General features: G+C 73.1%; 17 protein-coding genes. 6 read left to right on the forward strand and 11 right to left on the reverse strand.

Features of this window, described 5'->3' with window-relative positions; genetic code table 11:
- Window positions 1-3: 3 nt before the first annotated feature.
- From ACWD6R_RS04810 to ACWD6R_RS04835, 6 genes are all read right to left on the reverse strand, one after another.
- Window positions 4-1,005 carry a GNAT family N-acetyltransferase gene (locus ACWD6R_RS04810; protein ID WP_451817394.1) on the reverse strand — a complete coding sequence of 334 codons (1,002 nt, stop codon included), beginning with the start codon at window positions 1,003-1,005 and terminating at the stop codon, window positions 4-6.
- Window positions 1,002-1,529, reverse strand: coding sequence for a hypothetical protein (locus tag ACWD6R_RS04815; protein ID WP_451817395.1), 528 nt, complete (start codon window positions 1,527-1,529; stop codon window positions 1,002-1,004). Before ACWD6R_RS04815 ends, ACWD6R_RS04810 begins: the two co-directional genes overlap by 4 nt.
- Entirely contained in the window at window positions 1,526-2,668 is a 1,143-nt protein-coding gene (locus ACWD6R_RS04820; RefSeq protein WP_451817396.1) for an acyl-CoA dehydrogenase family protein, read from the reverse strand. The genes ACWD6R_RS04815 and ACWD6R_RS04820 overlap by 4 nt, the downstream gene beginning before the upstream one ends.
- A complete protein-coding gene (locus ACWD6R_RS04825; RefSeq protein WP_451817397.1) occupies window positions 2,662-3,288 on the reverse strand; it encodes an acyl-CoA dehydrogenase family protein in 627 nt (208 codons plus the stop codon). The genes ACWD6R_RS04820 and ACWD6R_RS04825 overlap by 7 nt, the downstream gene beginning before the upstream one ends.
- A 49-nt stretch (window positions 3,289-3,337) precedes the next feature.
- The gene (locus tag ACWD6R_RS04830; RefSeq protein ID WP_451817398.1) at window positions 3,338-3,604 is read right to left on the reverse strand and encodes an acyl carrier protein; all 267 of its coding nucleotides are present in this window, start codon (window positions 3,602-3,604) and stop codon (window positions 3,338-3,340) included.
- Between the two features lie 138 nt (window positions 3,605-3,742).
- Window positions 3,743-3,964, reverse strand: a complete 222-nt coding sequence (locus tag ACWD6R_RS04835) for a hypothetical protein (protein WP_451817399.1) — start codon at window positions 3,962-3,964, stop codon at window positions 3,743-3,745.
- Between the two features lie 287 nt (window positions 3,965-4,251).
- Here ACWD6R_RS04835 and ACWD6R_RS04840 point away from each other — a divergent pair, with 287 nt between their 5' ends.
- Window positions 4,252-6,240: a condensation domain-containing protein gene (locus ACWD6R_RS04840; RefSeq protein ID WP_451817400.1), complete on the forward strand. Its 1,989-nt coding sequence runs from the start codon at window positions 4,252-4,254 to the stop codon at window positions 6,238-6,240.
- A gap of 93 nt (window positions 6,241-6,333) precedes the next feature.
- Here ACWD6R_RS04840 and ACWD6R_RS04845 read toward each other — a convergent pair whose 3' ends face one another.
- On the reverse strand, window positions 6,334-7,392 hold the full coding sequence (locus ACWD6R_RS04845) for a helix-turn-helix transcriptional regulator (protein ID WP_451817401.1): 1,059 nt from the start codon (window positions 7,390-7,392) through the stop codon (window positions 6,334-6,336).
- 362 nt (window positions 7,393-7,754) lie between these two features.
- Between ACWD6R_RS04845 and ACWD6R_RS04850 the strand changes: the two genes are divergently transcribed.
- The 5 genes from ACWD6R_RS04850 (at window position 7,755) to ACWD6R_RS04870 (ending at window position 12,973) form a co-directional block, all read left to right on the forward strand.
- Complete coding sequence (locus ACWD6R_RS04850) at window positions 7,755-8,024, forward strand: phosphopantetheine-binding protein (protein WP_451817402.1); 270 nt, start codon at window positions 7,755-7,757, stop codon at window positions 8,022-8,024.
- Window positions 8,017-9,702, forward strand: coding sequence for an acyl-CoA ligase (AMP-forming), exosortase A system-associated (locus tag ACWD6R_RS04855; protein ID WP_451817403.1), 1,686 nt, complete (start codon window positions 8,017-8,019; stop codon window positions 9,700-9,702). The genes ACWD6R_RS04850 and ACWD6R_RS04855 overlap by 8 nt, the downstream gene beginning before the upstream one ends.
- On the forward strand, window positions 9,699-10,961 hold the full coding sequence (locus ACWD6R_RS04860) for a pyridoxal-dependent decarboxylase, exosortase A system-associated (protein WP_451817404.1): 1,263 nt from the start codon (window positions 9,699-9,701) through the stop codon (window positions 10,959-10,961). Before ACWD6R_RS04855 ends, ACWD6R_RS04860 begins: the two co-directional genes overlap by 4 nt.
- A gap of 334 nt (window positions 10,962-11,295) precedes the next feature.
- A complete protein-coding gene (locus ACWD6R_RS04865) occupies window positions 11,296-12,225 on the forward strand; it encodes an ABC transporter ATP-binding protein (protein ID WP_451817405.1) in 930 nt (309 codons plus the stop codon).
- Window positions 12,215-12,973 carry an ABC transporter permease gene (locus tag ACWD6R_RS04870; protein WP_451817406.1) on the forward strand — a complete coding sequence of 253 codons (759 nt, stop codon included), beginning with the start codon at window positions 12,215-12,217 and terminating at the stop codon, window positions 12,971-12,973. The genes ACWD6R_RS04865 and ACWD6R_RS04870 overlap by 11 nt, the downstream gene beginning before the upstream one ends.
- Window positions 12,974-13,032: 59 nt before the next feature.
- On the opposite strand, the gene ACWD6R_RS04875 is transcribed toward ACWD6R_RS04870, so the two are convergent.
- Genes ACWD6R_RS04875 through ACWD6R_RS04890 form a run of 4 tightly spaced genes read right to left on the reverse strand, consistent with a single transcriptional unit; the run spans window position 13,033 to window position 17,631 of the window.
- Entirely contained in the window at window positions 13,033-14,553 is a 1,521-nt protein-coding gene (locus tag ACWD6R_RS04875) for an AMP-binding protein (RefSeq protein ID WP_451817407.1), read from the reverse strand.
- Entirely contained in the window at window positions 14,550-15,365 is an 816-nt protein-coding gene (locus ACWD6R_RS04880) for a thioesterase II family protein (protein WP_451817408.1), read from the reverse strand. Before ACWD6R_RS04880 ends, ACWD6R_RS04875 begins: the two co-directional genes overlap by 4 nt.
- Complete coding sequence (locus ACWD6R_RS04885) at window positions 15,362-16,450, reverse strand: HAD-IIIC family phosphatase (RefSeq protein ID WP_451817409.1); 1,089 nt, start codon at window positions 16,448-16,450, stop codon at window positions 15,362-15,364. Before ACWD6R_RS04885 ends, ACWD6R_RS04880 begins: the two co-directional genes overlap by 4 nt.
- Window positions 16,447-17,631, reverse strand: a complete 1,185-nt coding sequence (locus ACWD6R_RS04890) for an acyl-CoA dehydrogenase family protein (protein ID WP_451817410.1) — start codon at window positions 17,629-17,631, stop codon at window positions 16,447-16,449. Before ACWD6R_RS04890 ends, ACWD6R_RS04885 begins: the two co-directional genes overlap by 4 nt.
- Window position 17,632 lies beyond the last annotated feature (1 nt).

Below are 17,632 nucleotides of genomic sequence, written 5' to 3' on the forward strand. Positions count from 1 at the left end.
GGGTCATCCCTCCAGCGCGGTGTGGGTGAGGTGGTGGACGAGGACGTCGTGGTAGCGGCGGGTGAGGAAGAGATGGCCGGGCAGGACACCCACCCGGGTGAATCCGCAGGCCTCCAGCGCGGGGAGGACCGGCGAACCGGCGCGGGTCTCGGCGGTGAAGGAGGTGCACCGGCGGTAGGTGTGCAGGAAGGACAGCAGGGCCCGCAGGGCCACCGGATCGGCCGAGGTGGTGGCCACGGTCGCCTGACGGGGCTGCACCGGGTTGACGGCGCAGCCGAGCAGCGCCTCGCCGTGGCGCAGCACCGTCAGGCCCCGGCGGGTGATCTCACGGGCCAGCAGCGCGGTGTTCTGGGTGACCGGGTCCAGGTCGAGGAAACCGCGCACGGCGTCCTGGGGAGCCTCGCCCAGCAGCCGCGCCGCGGCGTCGGGGGACAACTGCTCCAGTGTGGCGGGGACGGTCGTCCCGGTGGTCGCGTCGTCGGTCACTGTGGTCGCGTTGTCGGTCACGGCGTCCGCGGTGTCACGGCGGGACACTCCCCAGATCTGGCGGCTCACCGGTCGGCCGTCGAGCCAGAGCGCCTGCGGGATCTCGGCCTCCGGGGCCAGACCCGCCGCGCGCAGCGGTTGTACGCCGTCGGGCCCGGCCGGGGTGTACCAGCCGTGCACGCGGCGCAGGTTGAGCCAGGAGAAGGCGTGGACGAGGGCCGCTTCGAGGAGCGGGCCCGCGAGATGGGACGCCTCGCGGAGCAGCCCGGTCTCGAGCCTGGCCCGGCGGTGCACCCAGTTCAGCTCGGTGAACCGGACGAAGCCCACGCCGTCCACGACACACAGCTCGTCGTCGGGGCGGTCGGCCGCCGGGGCGGGCACGGACGACGGGTCGGCCAGCGGCGGCCGGTCGGGGTCGGGCAGGCCGAGGAGCTCGCCGGGCAGCCAGCCGCCGGAGAACAGGGGCAGGTCGGCCGAGCGGTATCCGCGCAGCCGCAGGGCGGTGGTCAGGGTGGTCACGACACGGGCTCCCAGATACGGGAGAAGAAGACCTGCCCGCGGCGGCGGCCGTCGCCGACCGTCATGCCGGGCAGGACGCCCTCCTCGGTGAGGCCGGCCAGCCGGGCGGCGGCCAGACCGCGTTCGTCGTCGTCGCCCACCAGCACCGCGAGCCGGACCAGCTCACGGTGCCGGCGCAGCCCGCGGATCACCTCGTGGTACGCGGACGCCCAGACGGCGAGCGGCAGCCGCGCGGTGAGGCGGAGCTGGAGCATCAGATGGCAGGCGTGGTCGGCGCCGGAGTTCTCGACGGCGTAGAGCCCGACGGGCACGCCGTCGGCGAGCAGCAGACGGGCGTCGTCGAGGAGGGAGAGGACCTCCCACTCGGCGAGGACGTCGGACCGCACGGTACGGAAGCGGAAGTCGGGCTCGGTGAAGAAGTCCAGGACCGCGGCGTGGTCGGCCTCGGTCACGTGCCGCGCGGACCAGACCGGCGGCGGCGCCTGCGGGTCCGGCCGCACGGCCTCTTCGGCGGTGACGGTCATGGTCTGGCCCTCCGGGAGGCGATGTCGCTGGTGATGTGGAGGCGCTGCATGTTGCTGGTGCCGTCCATGAACTCGAAGGCGCGCACGTCCCGGCACCACTTCTCCAGCAGCGGGTGCTCCTGGAGCGCGCCGGGCCCCAGGGCGCGGGCGGCCCAGTGGGCGGTGCGCACGGCCAGGTCCGTGACGTGGAGCTTGGCGGCGGAGGGCGGCCGGCGCGTGTCGGGGTCGTGGTCGACGGCGGAGGCCGCCTCGTAGAGCAACTGGCGGGCGGCGTCGAGGCGGGCGGAGACCGTCTCGTGACCGTCCCAGCGGGGGCGCTGCTCGACCACGTAGTCGCGGGTGCCCAGGGCGGTGCCCAGGGCGAGGGCGGCGACCTGCAGCCGCATCGCGTTGAAGGTGCGGCCGATGCCCCACAGGCCGCGCCGGGAGGCGGGCAGGTGCGCGCCGAGCAGCATCTCGCGCGGCACGTGCACGCCGTCGAGGCCGAGACGGCAGATCCGCGCCCCGCGCAGGCCGATCATGTCGAGCGGCTCGGCGGTGAACCCGGGGGCGGGCAGCGGGATCAGGGCTCCCCTGATGGACAACGGGCTGCGTCCGGTGCGGCCGAAGACCACGCCGACCGAGGCCCGGGAGGCGTTTCCGACATAGCGTTTCGCGCCGGTCAGCAGGTAGCCGTCGGCCGGGTCGGGCAGGGCGTCGAGCCGGGTCTCCATGGCGGTGGCGTCGCTGCCGTGGTCGGGCTCGGTCATGCCGAAGCACGTCCACGAACGGCCGTCCGCGATGGCCGAGTAGAACAACGCGCGCTGGGTGTCGTCCCCGAGGGTGTCGACGGCCGCTCCGGCCAGTGAGGCCCCCGTGTTGGCCGCGACGACACCCGCGTCCCCGCGGGCGATCTCCACCCCGGCGACGACCCGGGACAGACAGCCGTCGGCGAACCCCCGGTCGTCCGGCATGTCCGGGGTGCGGAACTCCTTCGGCGTGGTCGCCGCCCGCATCAGGGCCAGGACCGCGGAGTCCAGGTAGGCGGTGGAGCCGCCGGGGTCGTCGTCCACCGCCAGGGCGTACCGGCGCAGTTCGCGGCCGGCCTCGCGGCAGACGTCGCGCAGTTCCCGCAGCGGGGTGTCGGACAGCTTCAGCACGGCGCCGGCTCCTTCACAGCGGTGTGGTTCCGGTCGAGCCAGCTCTCCGCGATCAGCCAGGCCACGTACCCGGATCGGGCCGGGCCGTCGGCGAGGAAGCCGGCCGCGCCGAGGAGCTTGGCCGCCTCCCAGTCGAGGGCGGTGAGCCGGTCGTGGGCGTCGACCACGGCGGCCGGGAGGTGCCCGGCCACGCGCAGCAGCCGCAGCACGGCCTCCAACTCGGTGTGCACGTCGGCGACGACGCCGCGCACGAGCTGCTTCTGGCTGAGGAGTTCGCCGCCCGCCGAGCGCCGGGAGAGGTGGGCGACCGCGTCGTCCAACAGCCTGCGGGCCACTCCCGCCCGGGAGGCCGCAAGGTGCGCGGCCAGCGTCCAGAGGTGGGGGGCGTCCGTGGGCTTCGGGGCCGGCCCGGACACGGGCCAGCGGACGAAACTGACGCCGTCCAGGGCCGCCAGCCGGTGGGGCACCACCTCGGCGTCCGGGGGCACGTCGCTGGAAGGCAGCGCGCCGACGCCACCCGGGGGCGGGCCGGCGTCGGCGGTGGCCAGGGCAAGCGCCAGGCCTCGGGCCGGACCGCCGTCGTAGGCCGCGGCCTCACATGCCGTGATCGTCTCGCTCATATCGGTCCTGTGGTCGCTACGGGGTACCGGATGCCGGGGACGGGCGTCGTCATCCCGCGGCGCGGGCGAAGTCCAGACGGTCCTTGATGTAGGCGGCGAAGGCTCCGGCGGACTGGAAAACCTCCGGATCGAGGGTTTCCGGATCCGCCTCCAGGCCGAGAGTGTCCTCAAGGCTCATGAGTAACTCGACGAAGCGCATGGAGTCCATTTCCAGGTCCTCGAGAATCCTGGTTTCTTCGTCGAATTCCGGGAGCGGACGGCCGAGAATAACGGTGAGAGACTGGCGAAGGTGCTCGATGATCTCGGCGCGATCCATCGGAAGGTCCTTTCCTGAAGAGCGGTGCGACAGCCGCGGAAGGGTACGGCGCGGCCCGCGGGCGCCGGCCGTTTGTGGCGGTCGGCGTCCGCGGGCCGGCTCTCGGCATCAACTGCGAGCCGGGCGGTACTTCGTTGGTCAGGCGGCCTTCGTGGCGGCCTTGGAGGCGGCCTTGGAGGCGGCCTTGGAGGCGGCCTTGGAGGCGGCCTTGGAGGCGGCCTTGGAGGCGGCCTTGGAGGCGGCCTTGGAGGCGGCCTTCGACGCGGCCTTGGAGGCGGCCTTCGACGCGGCCTTGGAGGCGGCCTTGGAGGCGGCCTTCGACGCGGCCTTGGACGCGGCCTTCACAGCAGCCTTCGCCATATTGATCACACCTTCCCATGAGGGAGACGCCCAGGAATGTGGACGTCCACCGGGCGACGAATTCGTCCGGCGAGAATGAGAATCCGGCATGCCGATTGGTGCCGTCAACACTTTCGGACCCGGCTCCGGATCGCTTTCGATGACAGCAAGTTGCCGTCCGTCATTGGCCATCGGGAAATGCTGCGCTTCTCCCTCGGGGCGGGGATTCTGGAAAGGTTCGAAAGCGGCGACGACCGGAAGACCGGACGGCCGGAAGACTGGAAGAACGCTGGAGGAGGAGGCGGCGGATGAACGGCGCGAGCAGGACCGGGGCGCGGAGCGAGGAGCTGTGCTGGGGGCAGCGGTACCACTGGCTCAGGTACCAGCAGGTGCCGCCCGGCACCCGGCATGACGCCCATGTCGTGGTCAACAGCCCGGTTCCCGCGGGGGTTCCGCTGGCCGTGGTGCGCACGGCAGTGGACTTCCTGGTGCGCCGTCACGAGGGACTGCGCACCGTGATCGACGCCGAGGCCCGCCCGTGGCCGCGCCAAGTGGTGTACCCGCCCAGGCCGTTGCGGCTGCGGACCGTCACTTCGGAGGCCGACGGCACTCCCGGGCCGGCCGAAGTGATCGCCGAGATGACCGAGACCGAGTTCGATCCGGCCCGCGACTGGCCCATCCGGGTCTGCGTGGTGACCACCGGCGGCATGCCCGCCCGGGTGGTGCTGGTGCTCCACCACATGAGCTGCGACGACTGGTCACTGGGCTTGTTCCAGCGGGAGTTCGTCGAGCTGGTCGGGGCGCTCTCCCGGGGGCGGCGCGCTCAGCTCCCGCCGGTCGCCCACCAGCCCGTCGGTCTCGCCACCGCCGAGGCCGCCACCGCCCCCGCCGAACGGGAGCGGACGACGGCGTACTGGCGGGAGACGGTACGGCGGCTGCCCGCCGACGCGTTCGGCACCCGCCGGCGCGTCCCGCCCGGCACGGCGGCTCCGGCCGCGCACGCCGCCACCCTCACCGCGCCCGCCCTGCTGGGCACCGTGCGGCAGCTCGCGGCCCGGTTGCGGCTGTGGCCGGCCGCCGTGCACCTGGCCGCCTACACGGTCGCCTGCGCGGTCTACACGGGGGAGACCGGCGTGGCCCACCGGTGGCTGGCCAGTCACCGGGAGGGCTCCCTGCTGAACGTGATGACCTGCATGTTCAGCCCCACCCTGGTCGGCGTAGACCTCTCCGGCGACCCCGCGTTCAGCGAGGTGGCGGCGCGCGTCGCCGAGGCGCTGACCAGCGCTCAGGAACACGCCCACACACCCTGGGACGAGCTGGCCGAGCTGGTGGCCCAAGAGGGCCATCGTCGTGGGCAGCCGCTGCGGGTGACCTCCGAGGTCAACTTCCTCAGCAGGCCCGAGCAACGCTGCGGCGGCCGCCGGGACCGGTTCCTCCGTGGACCAGAGCCCGCCGCCTGGGCGCGTTCCGGCACCGACTCCTATTTCACCGTGCTCGAACTGGGCGATGGGGTGCGCCTCAGCCTGAGCGCGCTGGCCGAGGTGATGGACGAGGCCGGCGTCGAGGCCTTCCTGCACGGCTACGTCCGGCTGCTCGAGGCTCACCACGACCCGGCCGCCGACCTGCGGCTGAGCGAGGCCGCGGCGCTGTTCGGGTACGCCTCGCCGGCGGCACGGCGGACCGGTCGGTCGGGCGGGGACCTGGTCGACCTGGAAGCAGTCGAGCGGGTGCTGGCCGGACACCCGGCGGTGCTCCGGGCCCGGGTGGACGAGGCGGAGGCCGCGGAAGGGCGGCTGATCGCCGATGTCGAGACGGCGCGACCGGTGACGGAGCGGGAACTGCGGCGGTACGTCCTGAACGTCGTGGACACCGAGCCGGGGGCGTGCTGCCCCGAGCGCTTCCGGATCACCGTACGGGAGACGGCGGGTGCGGCCTACGGGACGGAGGAGCCGGGCACCCGAGCCGGGGCCGACACCGGGGCCGAGGCGGAGGCCGTGCTGGCCGCCGTGGTCGGAGAGGTGAACGAGGTGGCGGAGGTCGACCTCGACCTGCCGTACACGGCCGCCGGCGGACGCCTCCTGCGCGGACCGCTCGTCGTGGCCGAACTGCGCCGCCGCGGCTGGACCGGACTCGGCCTGGAAGCCCTTTTCGGCATCCGCCCGCTGGAGGGACTCGCCCGCCACCTGGTTCCCGTGGGCAGTACCCGGGACACGGAGACGGCCGGGCACACCGGTGCGACGGTCCCCGCCGGAGCTGGAGCTGCGGCTGCGGCCGGGATCGGGATCGGGGTCAGGTGACGTGCGGCCGGAGGGCGTGCGACCGGAGCACGGCGGCACCACGCCTGTCGGCCTCCGACCCGGGCGGGGCAGGAGGCCGACAGCGGGCCGGGGTTAGGCCGCCGCGTCGACGGCCAGGCGCCGCGCCAGGCGGACGCCGGCCTGGAAACGGCTGACGGAGCCGAGGCTGTGCATCAGGGCGGCGATGTGACGGCGGCAGGTGCGTACGGACATGCCGAGCCTGCGTGCCACCGCCTCGTCGGTGAGTCCCTGGGACATCAGCAGGGCGATGGAACGCTGGAAGTCGTCCACCACGTCCTCCGCGTAGCCCGGTTCGTGCGGTTCGAACGGGCTGGCCGACTCCCAGAGCAGGTCGAACGTCTCGACCAGACAGTGCACCGTGGTCTCGTCCCGCACGGGCCGCGCGGTCGGCGGCAGTACGCCGTCGCCCGGTGCGACCACGACGCCCACCACGCGGTCGAAGACCACCGCCGCCTGGGAGACCGCGCGTATGGTGCGCAGCTCCACACCCCGGGCCACCAGCTCGGTGGCCCGGGCCCGGGACGCGAAGTCGGCGCGTTCGCGGTGCGGGACGAGGACCCGCAGCGTGACCCCTGAGCCCAGGGCGTCGCAGCAGGCCTCGAAGATGCCGTCGACGCCGGGCCAGAGTGCCACCGCCCCCTTCTGGCAGTCGGCCGCGGCGAGCCGGAGCAGCCCCCGGACCTCCGGCTCGCCCTCCGCGCGGTCGATCACCCCAAGGGGGCCGGAAATCGCTCCCGACCCGCCCGCGATGGCGTCGATGCGGGCCCGCAACTGGTCGGCCCGGTCCCGTTGCTGGAGGATCGCCCGTTCCATCGGCGACACCAGCAGTGTCGCCGCCGTCTGCGGGTCGAGTGGTACCAGGATGCCGTCCGCGCCCTCCTCGGTTCGCAGCATGCGCAGCTCGACGAGGCGAGCGGCCGCGGCGAACACCTCGCCGGCCGACAGGCCCAACTCGGTGGCCACCCGGTCCAATGCCGTGGGCGTCAATGACCCGTGGTGTGTTGTGTACTGGTAAACCGCGACCACGCTGTCGCGGTCCGTCGGTTCCGTCGGCGAGGCCACTCCGGGCGCCGCCGCGGCGCCGAACAGACCATCTGCGGTGGGGCTTTTGGTCGTGATCCCCGTGATCATGCAGAGACCTCCCACTGTCAAGAATGCGAATCGTGTCGTCCGGTCGACTGGCCGAAACCGGACGACACGCTTACTGCGCATCGTGGACATACGCACCATCACCCTGACGCCGTCCCCCTGTCGTCGGCTCCGTCCGGCCCCCGTTCGGATGCCGATTCCCTGCTGCTTCGCTGTTCCTTCTCCGTCGGACCGCCCGCGCCGTCACCTCACCCGTGGTGTACGTGCTGGTCACGGCGGAGACTGGGCCGAGTGGCAGTGGCGTGATGGCGGGACGAGAGCGGCCGGTGGTCGAGTAGCCGCGTTCGCGCACATACGCAGAACACACGTACTCCGGCGGAAGAAGAGAATGGGGACCGACCACCATGGCCGATTTGCAGATCCCGCGCGCTTTCCAGGATGCGCTGCTGCAGCACCTGCCCTATGCCGAGGCGAGTGAACTCGCCCCCGCAGACGACCTGGCGGCACTGGGCCTGGACTCCATGGGGGTGGTCCAGCTCCTCGCGGAGCTGGAGGACACCTTCGGGGTGGAACTGCCCGACGAGGCGCTCACCGAGGAGACCTTCGCCACCGTGGGTTCCCTGTGGCGGGCCGTGGCCGAGTTCGTGCCGGCGGAGCCCGTCGGCCATGAGTGAGAGGCTGACCGAGGCCGAGGCCGAGGCCGTCAGGGACGGGGCCCGGCCCGACCCGGCCGGGCGCATGCCGTACGGACGGGCGGCTCACGGGACGCCCGGCACGACCGGGGCGACCGGGACGCTCGTGCGGCTCGACCAACTGGTCGGCCGCGGCGCCCCCGACCGTCCGGCGCTGACGTTCAAGGAGCGCACCCTCACCTACCGCGAGCTCGCTGAGCAGGTCGCGGAGGCGGCGTACGGCCTGTACCGGCTGGGTGTGCGGCGGGGTGACCGCGTCGCGGTGTACGCCGAGAAGCGCGTCGAGACCGTGGTGGCCGTGCTGGCCGTCGCCGCGGCCGGCGGGGTGTTCGTGCCGGTCAACCCCCTGTTCAAGGCCCGCCATCTGGCCCGGCTGACCGAGGACTGCACGCCGGTCGCCCTGGTCACCACCGCCGAACGGATGGAGACCGTGCGCGGCGCGCTGACGCCGAACACCTCGGTGCGGCACCTCGTGGTGATCGGCGAGACCGCCACCGTGCCGCCGGTCGACGACCGCTGGAAGATCACCTCCTGGCCCCGGCTGGGCGAACCGGGTGCGCTGCCGGTGCCCGGCGCTGACGCGGTGATCGACGCGGACGTCGCCGCGGTCTTCTACACCTCCGGCAGCACCGGCGGACCCAAGGGCGTGGTGCTCTCCCACCGCAACCTGCTGGCCGGGGCGGAGAGCGTGGCGACCTACCTCGCCCACACCGAGGACGACGTCCTGCTCGGCGTCCTGCCGTTGAGCTTCGACGCGGGATTCAGCCAGCTCACCACCGCATTGGCCCGCGGCGCCCACCTCGTGCTCACCAACTACCTGCTGCCCCGCGAGGTGATACGGCTCTGCGCCCGCCACGGCGTCACCGGGCTGACCTGCGTGCCTCCCCTGTGGATGCAGCTCGCGGCGCTGGAATGGCCGCAGGAGGCCACCCGGCGACTGCGCTACTTCGCCAACACCGGCGGGCGGATGCCGGGTGCCACCCTCACCCGGCTGCGCGGCCACTTCCCGCAGGCCCGCCCCTACCTGATGTACGGGCTGACCGAGGCGTTCCGTTCCACCTACCTCGACCCCGACGAGGTCGACCGGCGGCCCGACTCCATCGGCAAGGCCATTCCCAACGTCGAGGTGCTGGTGGTCCGGCCGGACGGCACACCCTGCATGCCGGGTGAGCCGGGCGAACTGGTCCACCGGGGCGCGCTGGTGGCCCTCGGCTACTGGAACAACCCCGAGACCACCGCCCGGCGGTTCCGGCCCCTGCCCGGCGGCGTGCCCGGGGTGCGGCAGGAACTCGCCGTCTGGTCCGGAGACACCGTCCAGCGGGACGAGGAGGGCTTCCTCTACTTCGTGGCCCGCGCCGACGAGATGATCAAGTCGTCCGGCTACCGGATCAGCCCTACCGAGATCGAGGAGGCGGCCTACGCCACCGGACTGGTCACCGAGGCGGTGGCGTTCGGTGCGGCGGACGAGCAACTCGGCCAGCACGTGGTGCTGGTGGTCTGCGGCCCGTGCGACACCGGGCGGCTCCGCCAGGCCATGGCCCGGGAACTGCCGGCGTACATGCTGCCGCGCCGCATCATGGTGCTGGACGTGCTGCCCCGTTCGGTGAACGGCAAGTTCGACCGGGTCGAGCTGCGGCGCCTCGCGGAGGCCGGCTCATGAGTGCCGTGGATGAGCTGGGTGTCACCGCCGCCGCGCCGTACGGGCCCGCCCTGCACGGGGTGGCGGGTGGCGAGCTGACCGTCGGGGGGATCCCCGCCGGACTGCTCGCCGAGCGGGCCGGAGGCACGCCGTTCTTCGCCTACGACCGGACCCTGATCGCCGCCCGGGTCGCCGAGGTGCGTGCCGCGCTGCCCGGCTCGGTGGAGCTGAGCTACGCGGTGAAGGCCAACCCGATGCCTGCCGTGCTGCACTGTCTGAGCACCCTGGTCGACGGCCTCGACGTGGCGTCGGCGGGGGAAATGCTGGCGGCGCTGGACACCGGTGTGCCACCGGCCCGGATCGCCTTCGCCGGGCCCGGCAAGACGGCCGCGGAACTGCGGCAGGCGGTCGCCGCCGGAGTCCTCGTCGAGCTCGAATCCGCCACCGAGCTGGTCCGGTTGGCGAAGGCCGGAGAGGAACTCGGGGTCCGCCCCAGGGCCGCGCTCCGCGTCAACCCACCCTTCGCGGTGCGGGGTTCGGGTATGAAGATGGGTGGTGGGCCGCAGCAGTTCGGCGTGGACGCCGAGCAGGCGCCGGCACTGCTCGCCGAACTGGGCCGCACCGGGGTCGAGTTCGAGGGGTTCCACGTCTTCGCCGGGTCGCAGAACCTCGACGCCGACAGCATCCGCGCGGCGCAGCGGGCCACGGTGGAGCTGCTGGCCGAGCTGGCCGGGCACGCCCCGGCCCCTGTGCGGTACCTGAATCTCGGGGGCGGGTTCGGCATTCCGTACAGCGCCAGGGACCGGCCGCTGGCCCTCGGTCCCATCGGGGAGAACCTGGCCGAACTGCTGGACACCGTGGTCCGGGACCGGCTGCCGCTGGCCCGGCCGGTGATCGAACTCGGCCGGTACCTGGTCGGCGAGGCCGGGGTCTACCTGACCCGGGTGGTCGACCGCAAGGAGTCCCGGGGGACCGTCTACCTGGTCGTCGACGGCGGCCTGCACCACCAGCTCGCCGCCACCGGCAACCTGGGCCGGGCGTTGCGCCGCAACTACCCCATCGCGCTCGCCAGCCAGGTCGACGCCGGACCGGACGGGGACGAGGTCGTCGATGTCGTCGGCTGCCTGTGCACCCCCCTCGACCTGCTCGGCAAGGCGGTGTCGCTGCCCCGGGCCGAACCGGGCGACCTGATCGCGGTGTTCCAGGCGGGCGCGTACGGCCTGACCGCCAGCCCGGTCGCGTTCCTCGGCCACCCCGCACCCCGTGAACTGCTCGTCTAGGAGTGTCTTGACGATCCGGTGCCGTGACAGGCAAAGTTCCGCCCGGTGGTGGGCGGACCGTGCCCGCCACGGCACAGGGTCGGACCGGCGAGCGGCGTCCCACGCCCGCGCGGCGGGCGGATACGCCGGCAGGGGTCCTCTGCCGGTGGATCCGGCTGACGCGGCGGACGGGCGTGCCGGACGCCGATCGCCCGGCCACGGACCGTCAGCGCGCTCCCGCGCGAGCAGTGACGGTCCGGTCCGTTTCGCCCCGACCCGGGGCACCCCCGCGCGCAGCGTGGGGGAGGGGATACCCCACCCCGTGTCACCGCGGGGCATTCACACAGGAGCCCGAATGAAGATCCCAGCGTCCCCGTCACCGCCCACGCAACGCGGCACCTCCGGCCCCGGGAGTACGCGGCTGCCCGAGAAGCGGCCCGCCGAACCCGTGCTGGAGGTCACCGGGCTGACCAAGCGCTACGGCGATGTCGAGGCCCTCGGCGGCTTCACCCTGAGCGTCGCCCCGGGCGAGATCGTCGGCCTGGTCGGCCACAACGGAGCGGGCAAGACCACCTTCGTGGAGGTCGTCTCCGGGCTGATCCGCGCCGACGGCGGCACCGTGAGCGTCGCCGGCCAAGACCCGCACACCGCCCGTCACCTGGTCGGGGTCTCCCCCCAGCACCTCGCGCTCTACCCGTCGTTCACGGTCCGCGAGCATCTCAAGCTGTTCGGCGGCCTCTCCGGGCTGCGCCGCGGCCCGCTGCGCGACGCGGTCGACGAGGTCGCCGCCGACCTGCGGCTCACCGAGTTCCTCGACCGGCCCGCCGGATTCCTCTCCGGTGGCCAGCAGCGCCGCGCCCAGGCCGGCACCGCCCTGATCCACCGGCCCGCCCTGCTGCTGCTCGACGAACCCACAGCGGGCGCCGACCCGGAGACCCGCCAGGCGCTCCTCGACACCGTCCGCCGCCGGGCCGACGACGGCGCGGCCGTGGTCTACACCACCCACTACCTCGCCGAACTGACCGAGCTGGACGCCACCCTGGCGGTGGCCAAGCGCGGTCGCGTGATCGCCCGCGGCACCGCCGCCGAGCTGCTCACCGGCCTGCCGGGCGAGGTACGGCTCACCTTCGAAGACGGAACCGAGGACCGCCGCTCCACCGACGACCCGGCGGGCACCCTGGTCGGGATGCTCGCGGGGGCCGGCCGGCCGGTGGCGTCGGTCGACGTCCGCAAGCCCGATCTCGACGACCTCTACCGATCCCTGGCGGTGCTCGATGGCGACTGACACCCTGCTGCGCACCGGACTGCTCGTCCGGCACAACCTCGTCCTGCGGTTGCGCGACCCCGGACAGCTGATCAGCTACGTGGCGATCCCCATGGTGCTGATGCTCGTCCTCAGGCCCCTGTACATGGAGGCCCTGGACAGCGGGACCGTGCAGGCGGTCACGGGTCCGCTGGTGATGTTCTCGGTCTTCGCGCTGGCCGTCGTGGGCAACTCGATCATGGTCGAGAGGGAGTGGCGCACCTGGGACCGGCTCAGGAGCACCCGGGCCGGCCGGGCCGAACTGCTGCTCGGCAAGATGGTGCCCGGCTTCGTGGTCCTGCTGGTCCAGCAATGCGTGCTGATGGCGTACGGCTCGGTGGTGCTCGGGCTGGACCTGCCCGGCTCCGTGATCGGCTGGGTGGGGCTGGCCGTCGCCGTGTGGGGGCTCGCCCTGCTGTCCATGGGAGCGTTCCTGGCCACCGTGGCCCGCAGCCGGGGCGACCTGGGCATGGTCACCGACCTGGGGGCCATCTCCATCAGCGCGCTCGGCGGGGCACTGGTGCCGGTGGATCTGATGCCGGGCTGGGCCCAGCACGTCGCGCCGTTCTCGCCCGGCTACTGGGCGATGTCCCTGCTGCGCGCCGCGCTGTCCGGGGACGGTGCGGGGATGGTCCGGCCCATCCTGGTGTGCCTGGCCATCACCCTGGTCTTCGGCGTGCTCGCCGCCTACCGGCTCTCCCGCGGGTGGGGCCGCAGCCACCTGCTGTGACGCGGGACCGGTGACCCGGCCAGGCCCGTTCCGCCCCGGTTCCCGGGGCGGAACGGGCCTCACGCGTGCCGGGCCGCGCGGGCGGTCAGCTCCTTGCGGTCGACCTTGCGGTTGGCGTTCAGCGGGTACGCGTCCAGGTGCACGAAGCGGCGCGGTACGAGCGGACGGGGCAGGAACTCGGCCAGGGACCGGGCCAGTTCGGCCGGCGGACGCACCGTGCCCAGCAGGTAGGCGGTGAGTTCGCCGTCTGCGGCAACCACGACCGCGTCGCGTACGCCGTCCACCCGCCGCAAGGCGCACTCGACTTCGGCGAGTTCGACCCGTATGCCATGGATCTGCACCTGCTGGTCGAGCCGCCCGAGGCAGGCCAGCTCGCCGTCGTCCAGTTCACGCACCAGGTCCCCGGTGCGGTACCAGCGGGCGCCGTCGACGTCCAGGAACCGGCCTTCGTCGTCCGCCGGGTCCAGATACCCGGGGAACATCTGGTTCCCGGTCACACAGAGTTCACCGTCGTGCACCAGATACCGCAGACCGGGATGGAACGTGCCGATGGGCACCATGCCGTTGACGCAGCGACCGGGCGAGCGCACCGGGTCCCAGCGGTGGACGGTGCAGGAGATGGTGAGCTCGGTGGGGCCGTACAGGTTCTCCACCGTGGAAGCGGGCGCGGCGCTCTGCCAGCACACGGCGTCGTGGGCCAGCAGCGGTTCCCCGCAGAACAGGCTCCAGCGCAGCGAGGGCATCGAGTCCGCCGCCAGTCCCCGCGGCCTGCGGGACAGCTGGGAGATCAGGCTGGGCGCGGAGAACCACACCGTGATGCCGTGGTCGGCGACGAACCGCTCCAGCGACGCGTAGGCCGTGGGGGGCACGCTCACCAGGGTGCCGCCCGCCCCCCAGGCGCCGTACAGGTCGAACACCGACAGGTCGAAGGTGAGGTCGAAGGTCTGTGAGAAGACGTCGCCCGGGTGGAAGCGGTAGCGGTCGTGGACGAACCGCAGATAGGCGTCCACGTTGCGGTGCAGCACCGGCACGCCCTTGGGGCGACCCGTCGAGCCCGAGGTGAACAGGATGTACGCCACGTCGTCGGGGTCCGCCGGGCGCCGCTCGGTCAGGGGTGCGTGGGGCGACGGCCACCGCACCACCGGGATGCGGTCCAGGACCCCGGCGAGGGCGGGCAGCACGGCCTCGCCCTCCGCGGCCACGATCAGCACGTCCACCCCGGCCGCGGTGATCATGTGCGCGGTGCGCTCCGCCGGGAAGGCGGGGGTGAGGGGGACGACGGCCGCCCCCGCGTAACCGGCGGCGAGATGGCCCGCGTACGCCGTCGCGGACCGGGCGGCCAGCAGGCCGACCCGGCGGGGCCGCCCGCCCGGCACGGCCGCCGTGACGGCACCGGCCAGGGCGAGGGCCCGCTCGTGCAGCTCCCCGTAGGTCACCCGGTCCGCCCCGGCCCGGAGCGCCTCGGCGCCCGGGCCGAGGGCGAGCCCCCGCAGGAACCAGCCGGTCAGCGTCCCGTCGGTCCGGTCGGCCGAAGCGGCATCCGCCGCCGCGCCGGGCGGGACGGCGTGCAGGGTGGTCATGCCGCACTCTGCAGAGCGCGCTCGATGTGCCTGTGGGTGACCTCGGCCTGCTCGAGTACCGCGAAGTGCCCGCCGGACAGGGTGTGCAGGGTCGACGGGCCGGTCGTCTCCCGCTGCCAGTCGGCCATGCCGGAGGCCAGCCCGCGGGGGTCGCCGTCGGCGGCCAGCGCGGTGATGGGCACGGTCAGCGGCGGTTCGGCACGGTACTGGTACGACTCCTTGACCGTGAAGTCTGCGCGGAACGGCGGCAGGATGAGCCGCAGGACCGATGGGTCCGTGAGCATCCACTCCGGGGTTCCGCCGATGCGCCGCAGCAGCGCGACCACCTCGTCGTCGCTCGCCCCCGTCATCCGCGGGTCGTCCTCGCCCTCGGTGGCCCAGCCGCCGCCGGGGGCCGGGCAGCCGGACACGATCAGATGGACCGGGTCCGGCCCCTGCCTGCGGCGGATCTCCCGGACCAGCTCGAAGGCGATCGTCGCGCCCAGACTGTGCCCGTACACGGCGTACGGGCGGCCTGCCCGACCCGCGGCCAGGTCGGCCAGGACGGCCTCCGCGAGGTCGGGAACCAGCAGGTCCATGGCGTCGTACGGGATCTCGCGCAACCGCGTCTCGCGGCCGGGCAGCTGGACCGGCCGGAGCGAGGCCGACCCGATCCGGCCGAACCAGGACCGGAAGGCGGAAGCGGAACCGCCCGCGTGCGGCAGGCAGTACAGCAGTGGGCCGTCGCTGCCCGGATGCTCGGCGAAGGGGAACCAGGCGCCGGCCGGCCTCCCCGCGCGGGACGCCTCGGCGGGCGCGGCAACCGTGTTCATGGCCTGACCTCCAGCCGTACGTAGCCGGGGGCGTCCTGCGTCTGGCTCAGGTCGGCGGCCAACACCACCCGGTCGCCCTCGCGGCTCACCTCGCGGAACCCGGCGAAGGCGTAGGTGATCTGCATCATCCGGTTGCGGCCGGTCTCCACGAAGTCGGCGGTCAGGCCGGCTCCGGCATCGCGGGCCAGGCGCATCAGATGGCCGAGCATCACCGAGCCGACGCCGCGGGACATCACCCGGCAGGACATCAGCAGCATACGCAGCCGCCAGTCCGGCGCGCCCTTCTCCACCAGGGCCAGGCCGATCTTGCCGTAGGAGCCGAAGCGGTCGGTGAGCTCGGCGACCAGCAGCAGGTGGTCGGGGGACTCGCGCAGCTCGTCCAGCTCGTCGTAGGAGTAGGTGCGGCCGGTGGCGTTGAGCTGGTTGGTGCGGACGGTGAGCTCCTCGGCCCGCTGGAGGTCCTCCCGGGCGGCCGGAGCGATGGTGAAGGCCATGTCCAGGCTGGCCAGGAACTCCTCGCTGGTGCCGGTGAAGTCGCTCTCCACCTCCTCCCTGGCGAGCTGGCTGTAGTACATCTCGCGGCGGTGCGCGGACTCGTCGGACACGAACCGGGGCCGGAACTCGTCGCGGAGCAGCTCGGTGTCGATGTCCGCGGCGTTGATCCGGGTCACCTCGGGCAGCGAGAACTCCATCTCGGCCAGCTCGAAGTCCTGGTCGTCGACGAAGGCGAACGCGTCCAGACCGAGGTTGAGCCGGGCGGCGATGGTCTTCACCGACTCGGACTTCGGGTTCCAGCCGATCTGCGGGCAGAGGAACATCTTCTCCAGGCCCAGTTCGCGGAGTTTGGCCATGGCGGTGTCATGGTCGTTCTTGCTGGCCACGGAGTGCAGGATGCCCAGCGCGTCCAGGCGGCGGATGTGTTCCACCACGCCGGGGCGCACGGTGACGTCACCGTCCTCCAGCAGCACCCCGTCCCACAGGGTGTTGTCGAGGTCCCACACCACGCACTTGATCCGGCCGCGCGCCGGCTTGCGGTACGGGTCCTCCGCCTGCTCGGCGGGCGGCGGCTGTATCGCTGTGGTCACAGCGTTCCTCCTGTTCCCGGCGTCCTCTCGCGGAACGCCTCGTCGGCGATGGTCAGCCGCTGGATCTCGTTGCTGCCCTCGATGATCTCGGTGACCTTGGCGTCCCGCATCAGACGGGCCACCGGGTAGTCGGGGGTCATGCCGTTGGCGCCGTGGATCTGCACCGCCTCGGTGGAGTGCCGGGCGGCGGCGGTCGACGCGAAGTACTTCGCCACCCAGGTGGCCATGATGGTCGACGGGTCCCCGTCGTCCTTGAGCTCCCCGGCCTGATGGCACAGCAGCCGGGCCGCCCGTACGTCGGTCACCATGTCGGTGAGCTTGGCGCGGATCAGCGGGAGTTCGCGCAGCGCGGTGCCGCCCACCGTGCGCCGGATGGCGTAGCCGGCGCTGGCCTCCAGGCATGCCTGGACGATGCCGACCGAGCCGCAGGCCACGCTGTACCGGCCCAGGTCGAGGGTGCCGCTGAGCACCATGCCGGAGGCGAAGGAGCTCGGGCCGAGCAGCGCGTCCGGCCCCAACTCCACGTTGTCGAAATCGATCTCGGCGAGCAGGGAGGCCCGGGTGCCGAAGATCTCGTTGATCGGTGTGACGCGCACCCCGGGGGTGTCCCTGGGGACGAGGAGCGCCACCATCGAGGTCCCGGTGTGGGCGAACACCAGGAAGAGGCCGGCGATCTGTCCGCCGGTGGTCCACTTCTTGCGGCCGTTGAGCAGCCAGCCGCCCCGGTGGGGGACGGCGGAGGTGGTGATGCCGGCCGCGTCGCTGCCCGCGCCCGGTTCGGACAGGCAGAACACACCGCGCACGCTGCCGTCGGCGAGCGAGGGCGCCCACCGCTCCACCTGTTCGGGCGAGCCCCAGCGCAGCAGGGCCCACGACAGCATGGTGTGCACGGTGAGCAGGGAGCGGACCGAGGAGCAGCCGCGGCCGACTTCCTCGTGCACCTCGCCCAGGGTCACCAGGTCGAGGCCCTGGCCGCCCAGGCGCTGGGGCAGGAACGGGGCCCACAGGCCCAGCGCGCCGAGGCGCTCCAGAAGCTCGCCGGGTACGTAACCGGCCTGGTCCCAGTCGTCGGCGTACGGGGCGACGAACTCGTCGACGAACGCGCGTACCGAAGCCCGGTCGACGGCCGGGCCACCGGTCCGCGTGTCGCCTGCCGGCGGCGACGCGACCGTGGTTGTCATG

Source organism: Streptomyces sp. NPDC005151, from assembly GCF_053599875.1.

Excerpts from the sequence above, each read along its gene's own strand:
- ACWD6R_RS04860 (WP_451817404.1), top strand. The coding sequence starts at position 9,699 with ATGAGTGCCGTGGATGAGCTGGGTGTCACCGCCGCCGCGCCGTACGGG.
- ACWD6R_RS04825 (WP_451817397.1), bottom strand. The coding sequence starts at position 3,288 with ATGAGCGAGACGATCACGGCATGTGAGGCCGCGGCCTACGACGGCGGT.
- ACWD6R_RS04830 (WP_451817398.1), bottom strand. The coding sequence starts at position 3,604 with ATGGATCGCGCCGAGATCATCGAGCACCTTCGCCAGTCTCTCACCGTT.
- ACWD6R_RS04855 (WP_451817403.1), top strand. The coding sequence starts at position 8,017 with ATGAGTGAGAGGCTGACCGAGGCCGAGGCCGAGGCCGTCAGGGACGGG.
- ACWD6R_RS04850 (WP_451817402.1), top strand. The coding sequence starts at position 7,755 with ATGGCCGATTTGCAGATCCCGCGCGCTTTCCAGGATGCGCTGCTGCAG.
- ACWD6R_RS04865 (WP_451817405.1), top strand. The coding sequence starts at position 11,296 with ATGAAGATCCCAGCGTCCCCGTCACCGCCCACGCAACGCGGCACCTCC.
- ACWD6R_RS04875 (WP_451817407.1), bottom strand. The coding sequence starts at position 14,553 with ATGACCACCCTGCACGCCGTCCCGCCCGGCGCGGCGGCGGATGCCGCT.
- ACWD6R_RS04890 (WP_451817410.1), bottom strand. The coding sequence starts at position 17,631 with ATGACAACCACGGTCGCGTCGCCGCCGGCAGGCGACACGCGGACCGGT.
- ACWD6R_RS04815 (WP_451817395.1), bottom strand. The coding sequence starts at position 1,529 with ATGACCGTCACCGCCGAAGAGGCCGTGCGGCCGGACCCGCAGGCGCCG.
- ACWD6R_RS04880 (WP_451817408.1), bottom strand. The coding sequence starts at position 15,365 with ATGAACACGGTTGCCGCGCCCGCCGAGGCGTCCCGCGCGGGGAGGCCG.
- ACWD6R_RS04845 (WP_451817401.1), bottom strand. The coding sequence starts at position 7,392 with ATGATCACGGGGATCACGACCAAAAGCCCCACCGCAGATGGTCTGTTC.
- ACWD6R_RS04835 (WP_451817399.1), bottom strand. The coding sequence starts at position 3,964 with ATGGCGAAGGCTGCTGTGAAGGCCGCGTCCAAGGCCGCGTCGAAGGCC.
- ACWD6R_RS04840 (WP_451817400.1), top strand. The coding sequence starts at position 4,252 with ATGAACGGCGCGAGCAGGACCGGGGCGCGGAGCGAGGAGCTGTGCTGG.
- ACWD6R_RS04870 (WP_451817406.1), top strand. The coding sequence starts at position 12,215 with ATGGCGACTGACACCCTGCTGCGCACCGGACTGCTCGTCCGGCACAAC.